Origin of the sequence: Blautia fusiformis (genome assembly GCF_020686995.1) — a bacterium.
GTDB classification, from domain to species: Bacteria; Bacillota; Clostridia; order Lachnospirales; family Lachnospiraceae; genus Blautia_A; species Blautia_A fusiformis.
Genome location: NZ_JAJEPT010000002.1, coordinates 74,921 through 91,725, shown reverse-complemented (window position 1 = coordinate 91,725; position 16,805 = coordinate 74,921). Strand labels below are relative to the sequence as shown.

15 protein-coding genes are annotated in these 16,805 nt (G+C 44.7%); 1 reads left to right on the top strand and 14 read right to left on the bottom strand.

Features of this window, described 5'->3' with window-relative positions:
• The first annotated feature begins 113 nt into the window (after positions 1-113).
• Positions 114-989, top strand: coding sequence for a LysR family transcriptional regulator (locus LKD46_RS02300; RefSeq protein WP_227573741.1), 876 nt, complete (start codon positions 114-116; stop codon positions 987-989).
• A gap of 10 nt (positions 990-999) precedes the next feature.
• On the opposite strand, the gene feoB is transcribed toward LKD46_RS02300, so the two are convergent.
• The 14 genes from feoB to LKD46_RS02230 form a co-directional block, all read right to left on the bottom strand.
• Positions 1,000-3,378 carry a ferrous iron transport protein B gene (gene feoB / locus LKD46_RS02295; RefSeq protein WP_227573740.1) on the bottom strand — a complete coding sequence of 793 codons (2,379 nt, stop codon included), beginning with the start codon at positions 3,376-3,378 and terminating at the stop codon, positions 1,000-1,002.
• A 329-nt stretch (positions 3,379-3,707) separates the two neighbouring features.
• Entirely contained in the window at positions 3,708-5,153 is a 1,446-nt protein-coding gene (glgA, locus tag LKD46_RS02290) for a glycogen synthase GlgA (RefSeq protein ID WP_118513306.1), read from the bottom strand.
• Between the two features lie 58 nt (positions 5,154-5,211).
• Positions 5,212-6,018, bottom strand: coding sequence for a sporulation transcription factor Spo0A (gene spo0A, locus LKD46_RS02285; RefSeq protein ID WP_118513307.1), 807 nt, complete (start codon positions 6,016-6,018; stop codon positions 5,212-5,214).
• A gap of 325 nt (positions 6,019-6,343) precedes the next feature.
• Positions 6,344-7,549, bottom strand: coding sequence for a SpoIVB peptidase (spoIVB, locus tag LKD46_RS02280; RefSeq protein WP_227573739.1), 1,206 nt, complete (start codon positions 7,547-7,549; stop codon positions 6,344-6,346).
• 150 nt (positions 7,550-7,699) lie between these two features.
• Positions 7,700-9,385 (bottom strand): DNA repair protein RecN, encoded by a 1,686-nt coding sequence (recN, locus tag LKD46_RS02275; protein WP_227573738.1) that lies wholly within the window; start codon positions 9,383-9,385, stop codon positions 7,700-7,702.
• Positions 9,386-9,427: 42 nt separating this feature from the next.
• Complete coding sequence (gene argR, locus LKD46_RS02270) at positions 9,428-9,889, bottom strand: arginine repressor (protein WP_021650687.1); 462 nt, start codon at positions 9,887-9,889, stop codon at positions 9,428-9,430.
• Positions 9,890-9,905: 16 nt separating this feature from the next.
• Positions 9,906-10,766, bottom strand: coding sequence for an NAD(+)/NADH kinase (locus tag LKD46_RS02265; RefSeq protein WP_015524460.1), 861 nt, complete (start codon positions 10,764-10,766; stop codon positions 9,906-9,908).
• 23 nt (positions 10,767-10,789) lie between these two features.
• Complete coding sequence (locus LKD46_RS02260; protein WP_021650688.1) at positions 10,790-11,599, bottom strand: TlyA family RNA methyltransferase; 810 nt, start codon at positions 11,597-11,599, stop codon at positions 10,790-10,792.
• 84 nt (positions 11,600-11,683) lie between these two features.
• Positions 11,684-13,570: a 1-deoxy-D-xylulose-5-phosphate synthase gene (dxs, locus tag LKD46_RS02255; protein WP_182465472.1), complete on the bottom strand. Its 1,887-nt coding sequence runs from the start codon at positions 13,568-13,570 to the stop codon at positions 11,684-11,686.
• A gap of 22 nt (positions 13,571-13,592) precedes the next feature.
• Positions 13,593-14,480, bottom strand: a complete 888-nt coding sequence (locus tag LKD46_RS02250) for a polyprenyl synthetase family protein (RefSeq protein ID WP_044960972.1) — start codon at positions 14,478-14,480, stop codon at positions 13,593-13,595.
• A complete protein-coding gene (gene xseB / locus LKD46_RS02245; RefSeq protein WP_021650691.1) occupies positions 14,470-14,688 on the bottom strand; it encodes an exodeoxyribonuclease VII small subunit in 219 nt (72 codons plus the stop codon). Before xseB ends, LKD46_RS02250 begins: the two co-directional genes overlap by 11 nt.
• Positions 14,688-15,893 carry an exodeoxyribonuclease VII large subunit gene (gene xseA / locus LKD46_RS02240; protein ID WP_022426367.1) on the bottom strand — a complete coding sequence of 402 codons (1,206 nt, stop codon included), beginning with the start codon at positions 15,891-15,893 and terminating at the stop codon, positions 14,688-14,690. The genes xseB and xseA overlap by 1 nt, the downstream gene beginning before the upstream one ends.
• The gene (gene nusB / locus LKD46_RS02235) at positions 15,890-16,366 is read right to left on the bottom strand and encodes a transcription antitermination factor NusB (protein ID WP_015524454.1); all 477 of its coding nucleotides are present in this window, start codon (positions 16,364-16,366) and stop codon (positions 15,890-15,892) included. The genes xseA and nusB overlap by 4 nt, the downstream gene beginning before the upstream one ends.
• A gap of 32 nt (positions 16,367-16,398) precedes the next feature.
• Positions 16,399-16,785, bottom strand: coding sequence for an Asp23/Gls24 family envelope stress response protein (locus tag LKD46_RS02230; RefSeq protein ID WP_015524453.1), 387 nt, complete (start codon positions 16,783-16,785; stop codon positions 16,399-16,401).
• Positions 16,786-16,805 lie beyond the last annotated feature (20 nt).

The following is a 16,805-nucleotide window of genomic DNA, read 5'->3' as shown; positions in this document are numbered from 1 at the left end:
ATTTTTTCATATTATTTTATCTCTTTTTAATATGGTGAATCAATTCTTTCTATGATATAATTGTTTCCAATATGGAATGATTCGTCACTATTTTCTAAAAGGCAGGTGTTACCATGACTCTTGAACAGATCGACTATTTTATCTGTACAGCTCAATCCCGGACTTTTTTTGATGCTGCAGAAGCTATGCATATCTCCCAGTCCTCCCTTTCCAAGCAGATCATGAAACTGGAAAAAGAACTGGAGCTTACCTTATGGGACCGCAGCAAGCGTACTGCTGTGCTTACTCCTGAGGGAGAGTTTTTTTACAAAGAAGCACTTAAGATTTCCAGACAGTATCATCGTTCTCTGGAAGCAGTGTACCATTTTAAGGATAGTAAGCTCCAGGCACTTCATATTGGAACACTTCCTTTTCTTTCTCAGTACCATCTTACTTCTGTGATACACAGTTTTTGTGATACACACCCGGAGCTTTCCTTTTCTCTGAAAGAGGTGGAAGACGAAGAACTTCTCTCCGGTCTTGAAAAAGACTTTTTTAATCTGATCTTTGTACGAAAACATATGATAGACCCGGAGCTCTATACTTTTCATGCTCTCACAGAAGACCGTCTGGTTGCTGTTTTTCCTGAAGCTCATCCTTCTGCGTCCAAAAAATCGGTCTCTCTTTCTGAACTGAAAAAAGAGACTTTTATCCTGATGCCTCCGCACACTTCCATTTACCGTTTCTGTATGCAAAGTTTTCATAATGCAGGAATCCACCCTCAGCTTCTGCGTACTGCCCGTGCAGAATCTATTGTCAGCGCAGTGGAAATTGGCGAAGGGATCAGTCTCCTTACAGAAAGCAGCTTTCAGTTCTTTCGTCAGCCTTCGCTTGTTTCTGTCCCGATTAACGGACTGGAAAAGCTATCCGTTGGAATTGCCCATAAAAAAAATATGGCTCTCACAACCTCTGCAAAATGTTTTCTGCAGTTTGTGAAAAGCCATATGTAAGATATTTTTTCTATAATCCAAGCATCATTCCCACACCATGTACCGCAAATGCAACGATCCATGCAGTGGCACACTGTACTGCTACAATACCAGCGGCAGCTCTTACAGTTCCCATCTCCCGCCGCACAGTTGCAATAGCTGCAACACAGGGTGTATAGAGCAAGGTAAAGATCAAAAATACGTAAGCAGTAAACGGCGTAAACAAATCCTGAAGCAATGCCGTATTTCCGCCCAGAAGAACTGTCAGCGTAGACACAACACTCTCTTTTGCCATAAAGCCAGTGATCAATGCGGTGGATACTCTCCAGTCACCAAAGCCCAGCGGTGCAAAAAGTGGTGCCACAATGCTTCCGATCTTTGCCAGAAGGCTCTGATCTGTGCTGGCAACAAGGTTAAGACCTGCATCAAAGTTCTGCAGGAACCACACGATCAGCGTTGCCGCAAAGATAATTGTAAACGCTTTCTGGATAAAGTCCTTCGCCTTTTCCCATATCAGCTGTCCTACGCTTTTTGCAGAAGGAAGCCGGTAATTGGGAAGCTCCATTACAAACGGAACCGGCTCTCCCCTGTATTTCGTCTTTTTCAGGATCAGAGCATACAGGATCCCGCAGAGAATTCCTGCAAAATAAAGGCTGATCATCACAACTCCTCTCCACTGCTTCGGAAAAAATGCACTGGTGAGAAGTCCGTAGATCGGAAGCTTGGCACTGCAGCTCATAAACGGCGTAAGCAGGATCGTCATTTTCCGGTCACGTTCACTGGATAATGTTCTGGTTGCCATAATAGCCGGCACCGAACAGCCGAATCCGATCAGCATCGGCACAAAGCTTCTTCCGGAAAGTCCGACTTTTCGAAGAAGCTTGTCCATAACAAAGGCTACACGAGCCATATATCCGGTATCTTCCAGGATTGACAGAAAGAAAAACAAAGTAACGATCGTGGGAAGAAATCCGATCACGCTTCCGATACCGCTTAAAATTCCATCCACAACCAATGACTGCAGTACTGAGCTGACACCCGCTGCCTCCAGTCCCCTGCCAATAAGTGCAATTACCCAGTTCACGACCATGCTCATTCCGTCTGAAAGCCAGGCTCCCAGATAATTGAACGTCATCACAAATACAATGGCCATAATTCCCACAAAACAGGGAATTGCTGTATATTTTCCGGTAAGGATATGATCTATGGCGACACTTCGTTTATGTTCACGGCTTTCTGCCGGTTTTACCACAGTTTTCTCGCAAAGCTTTTCGATAAAATTGAAGCGCATGTTCGCAAGAGCTGCCTCACGGTCCAGACCGCCATCCTTCTCCATAACATGTACCAGCCCATCAAGAACCTTTTTTTCACCTTCAGGCAAAGCCAGACGTTTTTCGATCAGAGAATCTTTCTCTACGATCTTCGTAGCTGCAAAACGTACAGGAAGTCCTGCTTTTTTTGCATAGGGTTCGATCAGATGAACGGCTGCATGGATACATCTGTGAAGTGCACCTACCGGATCCTTCGGTGACTGATTGTCAGTACAGAAATCAATTCTTCCCGGTGCTTCTCTGTATCTTGCAACATGGACTGCATGATCGATCAGCTCATCAATTCCTTCATTCTTCGCTGCTGAAATAGGTACAACCGGAATTCCTAAAATCTCCTCCAGTTCATTGATCCGAACAGAGCCTCCATTTGCCCTTACCTCATCCATCATATTTAAGGCCAGCACCATTGGGATTCCAAGCTCCATTAGCTGCATGGTAAGATAAAGATTTCTCTCAATATTGGAAGCATCTACAATATTAATGATTCCTGTCGGCTTCTCATTCAGCAGAAAATCTCTTGTTACGATCTCCTCGCTGGAATACGGGGAAAGTGAATAGATTCCAGGAAGATCCGTTACCGTTGCCTCCGGATGCCTCCGGATGCTTCCTTCTTTCTTGTCAACAGTTACACCCGGAAAGTTACCAACATGCTGATTGGAACCTGTCAACTGGTTAAAAAGAGTTGTCTTTCCACAATTCTGATTACCTGCCAGTGCAAACGTGATCGGTTCCCCCTTGGGAATCGTATCACCGATCCGGTTCTTACGATAATCTCGAGCCTTTCCAAGTTCTCCCACACCAGGATGAGCAATCGGCTGATGCCGTTCATTTTCTTTCTTCGTCTCCGACATGGATTCGATTGATACGATCTCAATCTTTGCAGCTTCCGCCAGCCGCAATGTCAGCTCATATCCGCGCAGCACAAGCTGTACCGGATCTCCCATGGGAGCTGTTTTACGAAGAGACACTTCTGTCCCCGGTGTAAGCCCCATATCCAGAAGATGATGTCTCAGCTCCCCCTCGCCACGAACACTGATGATTCTGCCACACTCTCCAGTCTTTAATTTGTCCAGTGTCATATTGTCACCTCATCATAAGTACAATTTACATGGTCAATACATACATCTGTATTATCCACTGGTATAAATGTAACACAATTTAAGTTGTTTGACAATAACTGATTAATCTGATAAGTTTCGTATAAATAATGTTAATTCAAAAGTTATTTATCATTAACTTTTAATTATTTTCTCATTTTAGTGCAATTCGTATTTGATAAACAAGCACCTTCATCTTTTCTTGCAGACATACGATAACATGCATGTATATTCCCGTACTCAAAAAAGCACAGACGACATATTATTGTCGTCTGTGCTTCTTTATTGCTTTGAACCGCTTCGGTGAATCCTTACTCACCAATTAACCAATTGTACATTTCCTCATACTGACGTGCGGAATTATTCCAGGAAAAATCTGCAGCCATCGCGCGGTCTACCATTTTATTCCATTCACGTTTCTTGTCATAATATACACTCTCTGCATAACGGATCGTAGCAAGCATTTCATGTGCATTATAATTTACGAAGGAGAATCCTGTTCCGGTTCCCTCGAATTCATTGTACGGGACAACTGTATCCTTCAGACCACCGGTCTCTCTGACGATCGGAAGGGTTCCATAACGAAGGCTCATCAACTGGCTCAAGCCACATGGTTCGAACAGTGATGGCATCAGAAATGCGTCAGATGCTGCATAAATTCTGTGAGACATTGCTTCATCATAATAGATCTGTGCGGAAACCTTACCATGATACTTCCAGTCAAAATGACGGAACATATTCTCATAACGTTCCTCACCGGTACCAAGCGCAACGATCTGTACCGCATCCTGACACAGTTCATCCATGATATAAGCAATCAGATCAAATCCCTTCTGGTCTGTCAGACGGGATACAATGCCGATCATCATAGCTTTCGGATCCTGCTCAAGTCCAAGATCTTTCTGAAGCTGTATCTTATTCTTGATCTTCTCTTTGCGGAAGTTCTTTGCATTGTAGTTTCTGGTGATATTCGGATCTGTCTCCGGATTGAATTCATTGTAATCAATACCATTTACAATACCGCGCAGGCTGTTGGCTCTCGCATTGAGAAGTCCGTCCAGCTTCTCACCATAAAACGGTGTCTTGATTTCTTCTGCATAGGTATTACTTACTGTGGTAATGGCATCTGCAAATACCATACCGCCCTTCAGGAAGTTTGCGTCCTTGTATGCTTCCAGTTTATCCGGTGCAAAGTAGTAATCGGAAAGACCTGTGATATCCTTAACAGTCTTAACATCCCATACACCCTGAAATTTCAGGTTATGTATTGTCATAACAGTCTTGATTCCACGGAAGAATTCATTCTCCTGGAAAGAATCGTGAAGGTAAACCGGAACAAGTCCTGTCTGCCAGTCATGACAGTGAATGATATCCGGTCTGAATCCGATCACCGGAAGAACCGATAACACAGCTTTGGAAAAGAAAGCAAATTTCTCAAGATCCCATGGTGCACTGTCATATGGTTTCGGACCGCTGAAATAATATTCATTGTCGATGAAGTAAAACTGGATGCCGTCATACTGCATCTGCATAATACCTACATAGCAGTTCTTAAATCCCAGATCCATATAAAAATGGGTCACATACTCCATTTTGTCTTTCCATTCCTGTTTCATGCAGGCATATTTAGGTAAGATCACGCGGATATCAAAATATTTTTTGTCAAAGCACTTAGGCAGTGAGCCGGCAACATCAGCGAGTCCTCCTGTTTTGATAAAAGGTACTGCTTCTGATGTAGCAAACAGAATTTTTTTCATCTGTATTCCCCTCCCTGGGTACACCCGTTTTTATTTATGATTATACTCCAAAATTCATCTAATTTAAAGACCGATTTTTATATTCTAGTCTGATTTTATCTGCGATCAGTGCTATAAATTCAGAATTCGTGGGTTTCCCTTTTCCGGTGCTTACAGTATATCCAAACAATTCATCAATGGTATCCATCTTTCCCCGGCTCCATGCCACCTCGATCGCATGTCGGATCGCCCGCTCCACTCTGCTCGGTGTTGTCTGATGGCGTTTCGCAATGGTTGGATATAATACCTTGGTAATGGAATTGAGCATTTCTATGTCATTGACAGACAAAATGATCGCATCCCTTAAATACTGATACCCTTTGATGTGTGCCGGAACTCCGATCTCATGAATGATATTCGTCACATCGGTTTCCAGATTCCTCTCCGGCTGAGGCTTTTTGGTTTCTGTGATACCTGGCCTTGCAATCTCCCGCACTCTTCTGTCCCCGATCTTCCGAATATGTTTGATCCGGTTTAAAAGTGTAGTGTTGTCAAAAGGCTTCAAAACATAATAGTCTGCTCCAAGACTGAATGCATCCTCTGTAATCCTCTCCTGTCCAATTGCAGATAATACGATAAACACTGGAACTTTTTTGACATTTGCGTTATGGGAAAATTTCTCCATAACGGAAAGGCCGTCCATCTTCGGCATAATGATGTCGAGAATTACCACATCCGGCTCCTTATCTTTGATTATGTTACAGATTTCTTCTCCGTTGTGTGCTTTTCCGACCAGTTCAAGGTCTTTATCTTCTTCGATCATCTGACCGAGCATGTCTGTCATTTTCGCGTTATCATCAGCAATTGCAACATTTAATTTGTCCATGAGGACCCTCCTAACTTCTATCTCCTTGGGTTTCCAGACATACCCCCCGTCACCACGGCAGTAACCGACACTGTTAGCTGCCTGCGCTTTCCCCTTGCTGGCGACAAAATTATTATAGTAGAAATCCCGTAGTAAAATCAAGATAAAAGTAGTTATTTTATCACACTTTCGTACGATATTTTTCGACATTTTTTCTCTTATATATCACAAAATTCACCAAAATGCAGGTATTTCAATCTGTATCCGGCATTTTTCCCCATATAAAAAAGAGGCACTTTTCCCGGACTTTTTCCATGTTTTTTGTGCCTCTTTCCTCAACTGCAGATTATGCATTGCCTGTCATATTTTCAATAAAAATCCCATATCCGCCGGTAGAATCCTGCACGAATACATGAGTCACGGCACCAAAGAGTTTTCCATTCTGGAGCACAGGACTTCCAGACATTCCCTGAACGATCCCACCTGTTTTTTCCAGGAGTTCCTTATCTGTGATCTGGATCACGAAGCTCTTATTAGAATCCTCATGGTTCATATCGATCCTGGTGATCTCTGCGGCATATTCTTTTACTTCGCCGTCTGTGCAGCAGAGAACAGATGCGGGTCCAATTTTCAGATCCTGTTTGTAACCTACAGGAAGCTTCTTCAGATCCAGATTTTTCACCTGGTCAGCATCCACAGTTCCAAAAATACCGTTTTTACTGTTTTTGGAAATCTCACCCAGGATATTACCGGCTTCGTATCGGATCAGACCGGATAGTTCTCCGGGATTTCCCTTTTCTCCTTTCCGGATCCCCAGGATCTGGGCATTGTAAAGATTTCCATCTGCAATGCTTAAAAGTTCGCCGGTATCCACATCGCTGATCCCGTGACCAAGAGCACCGAACTCTCCATTTTCATCCACATAAGTCAGAGTTCCGATTCCCTGTGTATCGTCCCTCACCCAGATCCCAAGCTTGTATTTTCCTTTCTCATCTTTCACCGGAGTCAGGGACAGGGGAATCGTCTCTTTTCCCCGGCGGACTTTCAGCGTCACAGATCCTCCGCAAAGATCTGCCATATCCTCCAGAAGATCCTGCTTACACTGGATCCGGTTCTGATCAAAAGCCACAATATAATCTCCCGGCTTTACAATGTCCCGGGCCGGTTCTTCCATCTCGCCACTTTCCGAAAGGATCTCGCCTGTATCAATGATCAGAACTCCTTTCGTCTGCATATAAATGCCTACTGCATCTCCGCTTGCATATACTTCTTTCGCAGTTATATTTTTCACTTTCACATTCTTAAAAGGAATCACTCCCAAGAGTCTGCAGTGTAACTTATAGCTGTCTTTCCCTGAAACTGTAATAGCATCATCAAAGCTGATAAAAGGGCGCTTAAGAATACTGGCTACTTCCCGGCTGTCCTCATGATCCACCAGGATCTGATCCGGGATCTTCCTGTCCAGAAGCCGGTATCCCAGCCATCCCATCAGAATCAGATCTAGCGCAAGAAATACAAGTAGCAAACATCGGTATTTTCTTTTTCTGTTCATCTTACGTCACATCCTTTGTAATTTTCTGATACAAGCAAATCCCCTCCCACTGCTTATTGCTTTTCGCAATTGAAGCAGGGGACTGACTTGATTCGGTTAAAAAAGAGGACTGACCTTTCGGTCGTCCTCTCTTAGTATGTAACGTATAAATTATTTCAGTCTTGTATTTTTTTGTTGCTGTGCCAATTCCTTCATCTCTCTTGCATTTCCAAGAACAGCCGGAGTGATCTGGGCACCGCCCAGAAGTCTGGCAAGCTCACGGACAGATTTCTCTCCTTCCAGAGGATGGATCTGGGTGATGGTTTCAGTTCCCTCTACATGTTTCTCGATCTCAAAATGGGTATCTGCCATTGCGGCGATCTGTGGAAGATGTGTGATACAAAGCACCTGCCTGTGCTGTCCGATCACTGCCATTTTTTCAGAAACCTTCTGTGCAGTACGCCCACTGATCCCTGTATCGATCTCATCGAAGATCAGTGTATCAATCTGGTCTTTATCTGCAAGGATTGCTTTGATGGCAAGCATGATTCTGGAAAGCTCACCACCGGATACGATCTGTCCCAGCGGTTTTCTGCTCTCACCTGGATTTGTGGAAATCTCATATTCCACCGAATCATAACCATTATCTGTATAATTTTTTCTGCGGTCAAAACGGATAGAAAAATCCACATCCTCAAAATTCAGTTCCTTCAATCCTTCGATAATCTTTTCATCCAGCTGTTTACTGTATTTTTTCCGGATCTCTGAAAGTTCATGCGAAGCTTCCTCAAGAATCTTTTCTGCCTGCATAAGTTTTTCTTTCAGTAACCGGAAATTTTCTTCGAATCTTTGAAGTTTTTCTAATTTTTTCTGCTGTTCCTTCTGATAAGACAAAATTTCCTGGATCGTCTGTCCATACTTTGCCTTCAGACTATTGACCAGATCCAGTCTTTTTTCTGTTTCAAAAAAAGTTTCTTCGTCAAAAGTAAGACTATCCATATAAGAGGACAGATCACGACAGAAGTCACCGAGAAGTGAATCGATTTCCACAAGAGCTTCCTGTAAAGGTGCTAGATCCTTATCGTAATCTGCAATTCTTGAAAACTCTTTCAGGGCATTTCCGGTCATATCTGCGGCGCCCTGTTCATATCCGGTCATCCCACGGACCATTTGTGCTGTTTCCATGATCCTTCTGGCATTGCTCAACTTCCGGTAGCGGTCCTCCAGTGTTTCGTCCTCTCCCGGAATAAGAGCTGCCTCCTCGATCTCATTGATCTCAAATTCCAGAAAGGCTTTTTCACGGTTGCGCTGTTCCTCATCCATATCCAGTGCTTTCAGCTGATCCACACAGTCCCGATACTCCTGATATGCTTTCCGGACCTTCTCCCTGGCAGGAAGGATCTGTTCTTTTCCGTATACATCCAAAATAGCCAGCTGGCGGTCTCCGTAAAGAAGCGACTGATGCTCATGCTGTCCGTGAATGTCCAGAAGACAGGCTGCTGCTGCTTTCATCTGGCTGACTGTACTTGTCTCTCCGTTGATCTTGTTGATACTTCTGCCGTCCATGATCTTACGGGACATCAGCACCTGTCCGTCTTCCGGATAGATGTCAAGCGCCGCAAGGGACTCTCTGGCTTTCGTGTTTTCAACCTGAAACAGCAACTCTACCAGGGCATAGGAAGCATTTTCACGAATCATGCTTCTGGAAGTTTTTCCACCCAGGATGAGCTGTATGGATCCTAACAGAATGGATTTTCCGGCTCCGGTCTCACCGGTTAAGATATTTAAGCCCGGTCCGAATTCCACCTCTGATTCCTCTATCAGTGCAAGATTTTTTACATGCAGATGTACTAACATTGATTTCCTTTCTGGTATAAAGCATTTACATATTCTGTCATTTTATTTTCCTCTGGATAAGATCCCACCAAGCTTCTGAACTACACCCGGTGCCTGTTCAGAAGTTTTCACCACACACATAATGGTATCATCTCCGGCAATACATCCCAGGATTTCCGGCCATTTCATGGCATCAAGAGCTGCTGCTGCCGCCATGGCCATTCCCGGAATTGTTTTTACTACTACGATATTCTGTCCAATGTTCATAGCGATCACTGCATCTTTCAGAACTCTGGAATATTTATCACTTAACACATCCGGTGTATGTTCTTCCAGAATCGCATATCTGGACTTTCCGTTGCTGCCTGCAACCTTTGTCATTTTCAGAGCCCGGATATCTCTGGATACGGTAGCCTGCGTAACCTTAAAACCGGCCTCATTCAGTCTTGCTGCAAGTTCTTCCTGTGTATCGATCTCGTACTGACGGATCAGTTCGATAATTTTTTCATGTCTTGCTACTTTCAAAATTGAACCTCCTGCATCAGCTGTTACTCATTTTCTGTCTCAGAACCTCCACAAAGCTCAGATGGTTCAGCTTGAGGATTTTTGTCCTGACTGTGGCTTTCCGGATCACGATCCGGTCACCGGTGACCATGGATATCTGGGTATCCCCGTCGAAAGAGGCCACCGCTTTCTCAATGGTATTATGTCTTCCCTCACCGATCTCTACTGTAACTGCCTCTTCCCCGGAAAGAATGATACTTCGGGTGTTCATGGTATGGGGAGCGATGGGGGTCATGATCATCATACTGGCACTGGGAGAAACCACGGGACCTCCCGCTGACAGACTATATCCGGTAGAACCGGTCGGAGTGGAAATGATGATACCATCTGCATTGTATGAATTCATATATGCATCATTAACATAATTCTTGAAACGGATCACACGGAGATGTCCTTCTCTTCCGATCACAATGTCATTTAATGCGATATCTTTTCCAATAAGTTCTTCTCCACGATAGATCTTTCCTTCCAGCATCATACGATCTTCCAGCTCATAGTCATCTGACAGAAGCCGATCCAGAGCCGGATACACGGAATTTTTATCCACCTCGGCAAGAAATCCCAGAGTTCCCAGATTGATTCCAAGAAGAGGGATATCCAGATGCACCACATCCCTTGCAGCCTGCAGAAGTGTTCCATCTCCACCCAGTACAATAATGCACTGTGTATCCTGCGGAATCCCATCCGGGTCCGTATAATGATACGGTCCTTCCATTTTTTCGGTGATCTTCTGCACATGACACCTGGCACCATGCTTCTCCAGATAGGCAATGATCCTATTAGAAAATGTCAGTTCCGGATCCTTGGCACTGTTTGGAATTATATAAAATCTGTCCATATTGCTTCAGTCCTTTCCAAACATCAGTCCAGCTGTCCGTGGGCTTCCTTTACCACATCCTCTACGGATACGTCAAGACTCACAGGTACTTCTGTTCCTTCCGGATGTTTTTTCAGATGAAGGAGATATTCAATATTTCCTTCAGGTCCCTTGATGGGAGAAAAGGAAAGATGACAGGGCTCCATAAAAATGCTCATGGCATAATCTCTGACTTTCTCAATGACTTCTTCATGGACCTTCGGATCACGGACAACGCCTTTTTTTCCGACTTTTTCTCTGCCGGCCTCAAACTGAGGTTTGATGAGACATACGATCTCTCCGTCCTCTGTGAGAAGGTTTCTTACAGGAAGAAGCACTTTTGTAAGGGAGATAAAAGAAACATCGATCGAAGAAAATGCTGCCGGACCTTCCAGATCTTCCGGTACCACATAGCGGATATTTGTTTTTTCCATGCATACAACTCTTGGATCATTCCTGAGTTTCCAGTCCAGCTGTCCATATCCCACATCAATGGAATAGACTTTGACCGCTCCGTTCTGAAGCATACAATCTGTGAAACCACCGGTGGATGCGCCTACATCCATGCACACCTTATCCTTCAGTGTCACGCCAAAATTTTTCATGGCTTTTTCCAGCTTCAGTCCGCCTCTGCTGACATAAGGAAGAGTCTTTCCTCTTACCTCCAGCTTGACAGTCTCAGCAAACATGGAGCCAGCCTTGTCTTCCTTCTGACCGTTGACATATACTTCCCCGGCCATGATATACGCTTTTGCTTTTTCGCGTGACGGTGCAAGTCCCTGTTCCACCATCATGATATCCAGTCTTTTTTTCATATTATCCTCCAACAGCCCGGCTCTTTATGTGCCGGGCTGTAAAATGCCTCACAGCTTCGTATTCTTCTGCAAAGGCTATGTCCTTTATTTTCTGTTATTCACAAGATTTTCCCAGCTCTGTTCTACCGCATCCAGGATTCCCTGTACATTTAAACCTATTTTCATTCGCTGACGGTCCACCGTTCCATGCTCAATAAAATGATCCGGTATTGCCAGTGGAAGAACTCTTACTTCCGGATGACAGGCTTCCATATAAGCAGATACATGTTCTCCGAACCCACCGCTTTTTACATTCTCCTCCACAGTGACCAAAAGACTGTGGTTCTGCGAAAGCCGATCAAGAAGCTCTGTATCCAGAGGCTTTACAAAACGGACATTGACAAACGTAGCTCCTGCTATTTTGTGATCTCTTATCTCTTCACAGACCTTCTGACAGACAGAAACCATGCTGCCAACCCCGAGAACTGCAATCTCACTGCCTGGAGTGATCACTTCACTTCTTCCCTTCTTAAGTGGCTCATGACATTCTTCCATATCGGTACATGCCGATCCTTTCGGATATCGGATCGCACAGGGACCATCCAGCTCTTCTACTGCAAATTTCAACATCTCCTCAAGCTCTTTTCCATTCTTGGGAGCCATAACTGTCATATTGGGAATCATGGACAGATAGGATAAATCAAAGCATCCATGATGTGTTTCACCATCTGCTCCGACAAATCCTGCCCTGTCAATGGCAAAGATCACATGAAGATCCTGCATACATACATCGTGAAGGATCTGATCGATCCCTCTCTGCAGGAACGAAGAATATACCGCAAAAACCGGGATCATTCCCCCAAGTGCCATGCCTGCCGCAAAGGTTACTGCATGTTCTTCCGCAATACCCACATCAAAAAAACGCTCCGGGAATTTCTTCCGGAATCGGTTCAGTCCGGTTCCATCTGGCATAGCAGCTGTAATAGCAACTACTTTTTTGTTCTTCTCTGCCAAAGAACATATTGCACCGGAAAAATGATCTGTATATGTCGGCGCTGTTTTTGCTGTAAGAGGTCTGCCACTCTGGATGTCAAAAGGACCTGTTCCGTGAAAACGCTCCGGATGGGAAGATGCCGGTCCATAGCCTCTGCCTTTTTCTGTAAGGACATGGACAACAACCGGTCCCTCCACTCTCTTTGCCTCATTAAAAAGCTTCATCATCTGGCGCATATTATGGCCATCTACCGGTCCCAGATAAGTCAGCCCCATATTTTCAAAAAGCATTCCGGGAATGATCAGCTGCTTGATGCTGCTCTTGGTCTTTCGGACCGTATCTACCACGGCGGTTCCAACATGGGGAATCTTTTTGAGTGTTTTTGTCACGCCGATCTTCATTCCTGTATAAGTCTCAGCTGTACGCAGAGCGCTTAAATAGGTGGACATTCCTCCTACGTTCTTGGAAATAGACATGTTATTATCATTGATGATAATAATAAAATTAGTCTTCAGCTCAGCCGCATTGTTCAATGCTTCATAAGCCATCCCACCGGTAAGCGCACCATCTCCGATCACGGAAACCACATGGTATTTCTCTCCCATCAGGTCTCTGGCACGGACATAGCCAAGTCCTGCGGAAATGGAATTGGAACTGTGTCCGGTATCAAACGAATCACAGTCACTTTCATTCCTTTTTGGAAAACCGCTTAAACCTCCTTCTTTACGAAGATCCTTAAAGCCGTCTTTTCTTCCTGTAAGGATTTTATGTGTATAAGCCTGATGTCCCACATCCCAGATCAGCTTATCCTGTGGAAGATCAAGCACATTATGCAGAGCAAGAGTCAGCTCCACCACACCCAGATTGGATGCCAGATGGCCACCTGTCTCACTTACACTCTGGATCAAAAAGCTCCTGATTTCCTCGGCAAGGCGCGGAAAATCCTCCAATGAAACTTTATGAATATCATTTGGCTTTTTAATTTTTTCCAGAATCATTTGTACCCTTCCTTTGTTCTTTCTATTTCCTGCGGCTGACAAGACTTTCCACAAGAAGATCCAGAAATCCGTTCTTCCTGTCAAGGTCGTCTAAAAGTTCTACCGCATGGTCAGAAAGTTCTTTAACCCTGCTGGCTGCTGCCGGGGCTCCAACAAGGCTTACATAGGTAACCTTGTTGTTTTTTTCATCACTGTGGATCGGTTTTCCCAGTTCCTCCTGGGTACTGGTCACATCAAGGATATCATCCTGGATCTGAAAAGCCAGCCCGATGTTTTCTGCAGCCTGCTCCACAACCTTAAGTTCTTTCTCAGATGCCCCTGCCAGCACAGCACCGGTCATCATGGAAGCCTCGATCAATGCGGAGGTCTTGTTTTTGTAAATATAATCCAGCATCTTGTGTTCCAGAGGTTTCCCATCATTCTCCACATCAACACTCTGTCCACCAAGCATACCGTTGATGCCGGTCTTATCTGCAATGATCCGCATAGCGGCTATCACACGGTCTTTATCCTCGGTCAGATCAAAGGCGGAAAGCATCACTTCATAAGCTCTGTTAAGGAGTGCCACACCGCTTAAAACGCCCATGGCCTCTCCGTATACTTTATGTGTGGTCAGCCTTCCCCTTCGGTAATCATCGTTATCCAGTGCAGGGAGATCATCATGGATCAACGAATGTGTATGGATCATCTCCATAGCCGCCATAAAAGGCTCACAAAGCTTATCCTTTCCTCCAAACAGCTCGTAGGTTTCCCTGATCAGGATCGGGCGGAGTCTCTTTCCACCTGCCGTCATACTGTAATTCATGGCCTCTGCCATGGTTTTTGCAAAACCGGATTCTTCCGGAAGATATTCCCGGATCACATGTTCTGCTTCTTCTGTTCTTCTTTTCAGTTCTTCCTTAAAATTCACGAAATGTCCCATCCTCATTCATCTGAAGCATCTTTTTTTCTACAGTATCCAGTCTTCCGTTCAGATCCTTTAGGAGCTCCATTCCCTGTCTGTAGAGGCGGAAAGACTCCTCAAGAGGTGTTTCTTTATCCTCCAGCTTCCGGGCAAGCAGATCAAGCTCCCCAAAAGTATCTTCTATGGATTTCTCTTCTTTCTTTGCTTCTGCCATTATCGCTCTTCCTTCCTGATGCGATCCGCAACTGCTTCTATGACTCCATCGGTTACTGCAATGGAGATCCTGTCACCTTTTTTTATCTGACTGATCTCTGTCACCGCATGTCCGTCTGAGTCGGACACAAATGCATATCCTCCATTTAGCTTTCTTAATGGAGAAAGTCCCTCAAACCGCTGGATCCATATTGCCAGTTCATGTCTTTTCTCTGTAAGCTTTTGTTCCATGGAAGAACGCAGGCATTCCTCCAGCTCCGATGCATACTGACGTTTTTCACGTAACATGGACTCCGGGCTCAGATACTGGAATCTGTTCTCATAGGCCTTAAGTTTTGCGGCAAAAAGTTCTGTCTTACTGTTCATGGCACGCTGCAGACGGTCTCCGTACATATGAAAGCTCTCCAGAACACTGCGAAAATCATCCACTGCCAGCTCTGCTGCAGCAGATGGTGTAGGTGCCCGCAGGTCTGCTACAAAATCCGCAATGGTAAAATCCGTCTCATGTCCCACTGCCGAGATCACCGGTGTCCTGCACTCAAAAATAGCACGGGCAACGCTCTCCTCGTTAAAGGCCCAGAGATCTTCAATAGAGCCACCTCCACGGCCGACGATGATCACGTCCACCCCTGCTTTATCCAACATCCGGATTCCCTTTACGATACTCTGCGCCGCTCCCTCTCCCTGCACAAGTGCCGGATAAAGGATCACCTGCAGATATGGATTCCTTCTGCCTGCAATATTGCGGATATCCTGTACTGCTGCACCAGTAGGTGCTGTCACCACGCCAAGGGTATGAATAAAATGAGGAATGGGCTGCTTATATTCCTGTGCAAACATCCCCATATCCTCAAGTTCCTGTTTCAGTGCCAGATACCGTTCATAGAGGGCACCAGCACCTTCCAGTGTGATCTCTTTTGCATAAAGCTGATAACGCCCGTCTCTCTCATATACGTCTACAATTCCGCCTGCAACTACCTTATCCCCGTCCTTCATGCGAAAAGCAAGACCCCTACGGTGTCCCGCAAACATCACACAGCTTAATGTGCCTGTTTCATCCTTCAGGGAAAAATAAATATGTCCACTGGTATGGTATTTACAGTTGGATACCTCTCCCTTTACATAGACTTTCCGGAGAAAGTAATCCTGGGTAAACATATTTTTGACATAATGGTTTACCTGACCGACAGAATAGACATTTCTCATGCGTTCTCTTCCGGGGCTTCTGCTGCCTTCTCTTCTGTGTCAGCAGTCTCCTCCTCGTTTTTCTTTTCATCCTTCTCAGATGCGATCTTACCCAGTACTCCATTTACAAAGGAGCCGGAAGCATCTCCGCCAAATCTTTTGGCAAGTTCTACCGCTTCGTTGATAGCTACTCCTGTCGGTACGTCTGCATCATATTCCATCTCATATACTGCTAGACGAAGTGCCGCAAGATCCACACGGCTCATACGCTTTGTCTTCCATCCACGGCTTGCACTGTTCAGCTGTGCATCGATCTCTTCCAGATGTTCTTTCACATGTGCGTACTTCTTCTTCATATATTCCTGGTCCTGTTCTGAAAGTTCTCCAAGACCTTCAAAATAAAGAGAGAGCTGTTCTGTCATCTCTTCTTCTGAATTAAACTCTGTCATAAACATAAGTTTAAATACATGTTCTCTCTGTTCTCTTCTTCTCATAATTTCCTCCTAAGACGGAAAAAAGGAAAGGTTTACTTTCCTTTTTCGTTCTCCATATCCACGCTGGCAATATGAATATTTACATCTGCAACCTCAAGCCCTGTCATATTCTCAATAGCGGATTTAACCTTCTCCTGAACCTTCTTGCTTGTCTCAAGAATGTTTCTGCCATACTCGATATTCAATGACAGATCCACGGTAACGACTCCTTCCAGAATGGTTACTCTCACGCCCTTGGACAGATTCTTCTTTCCAAGTTTACTTACCAGCTCATTGGTGATATTTCCTGCCATGGAAGCAACTCCATCCACATCTGTTGCTGCAAGTCCTGCAACGATTGCAACAACTTCATCTGCAATGTGAACTTCACCGATTCCGCCCAAATCCTGTATCTTATATGTTGTTCTTTTTTCTGCCATGGGAAACCCTCCTACGGATA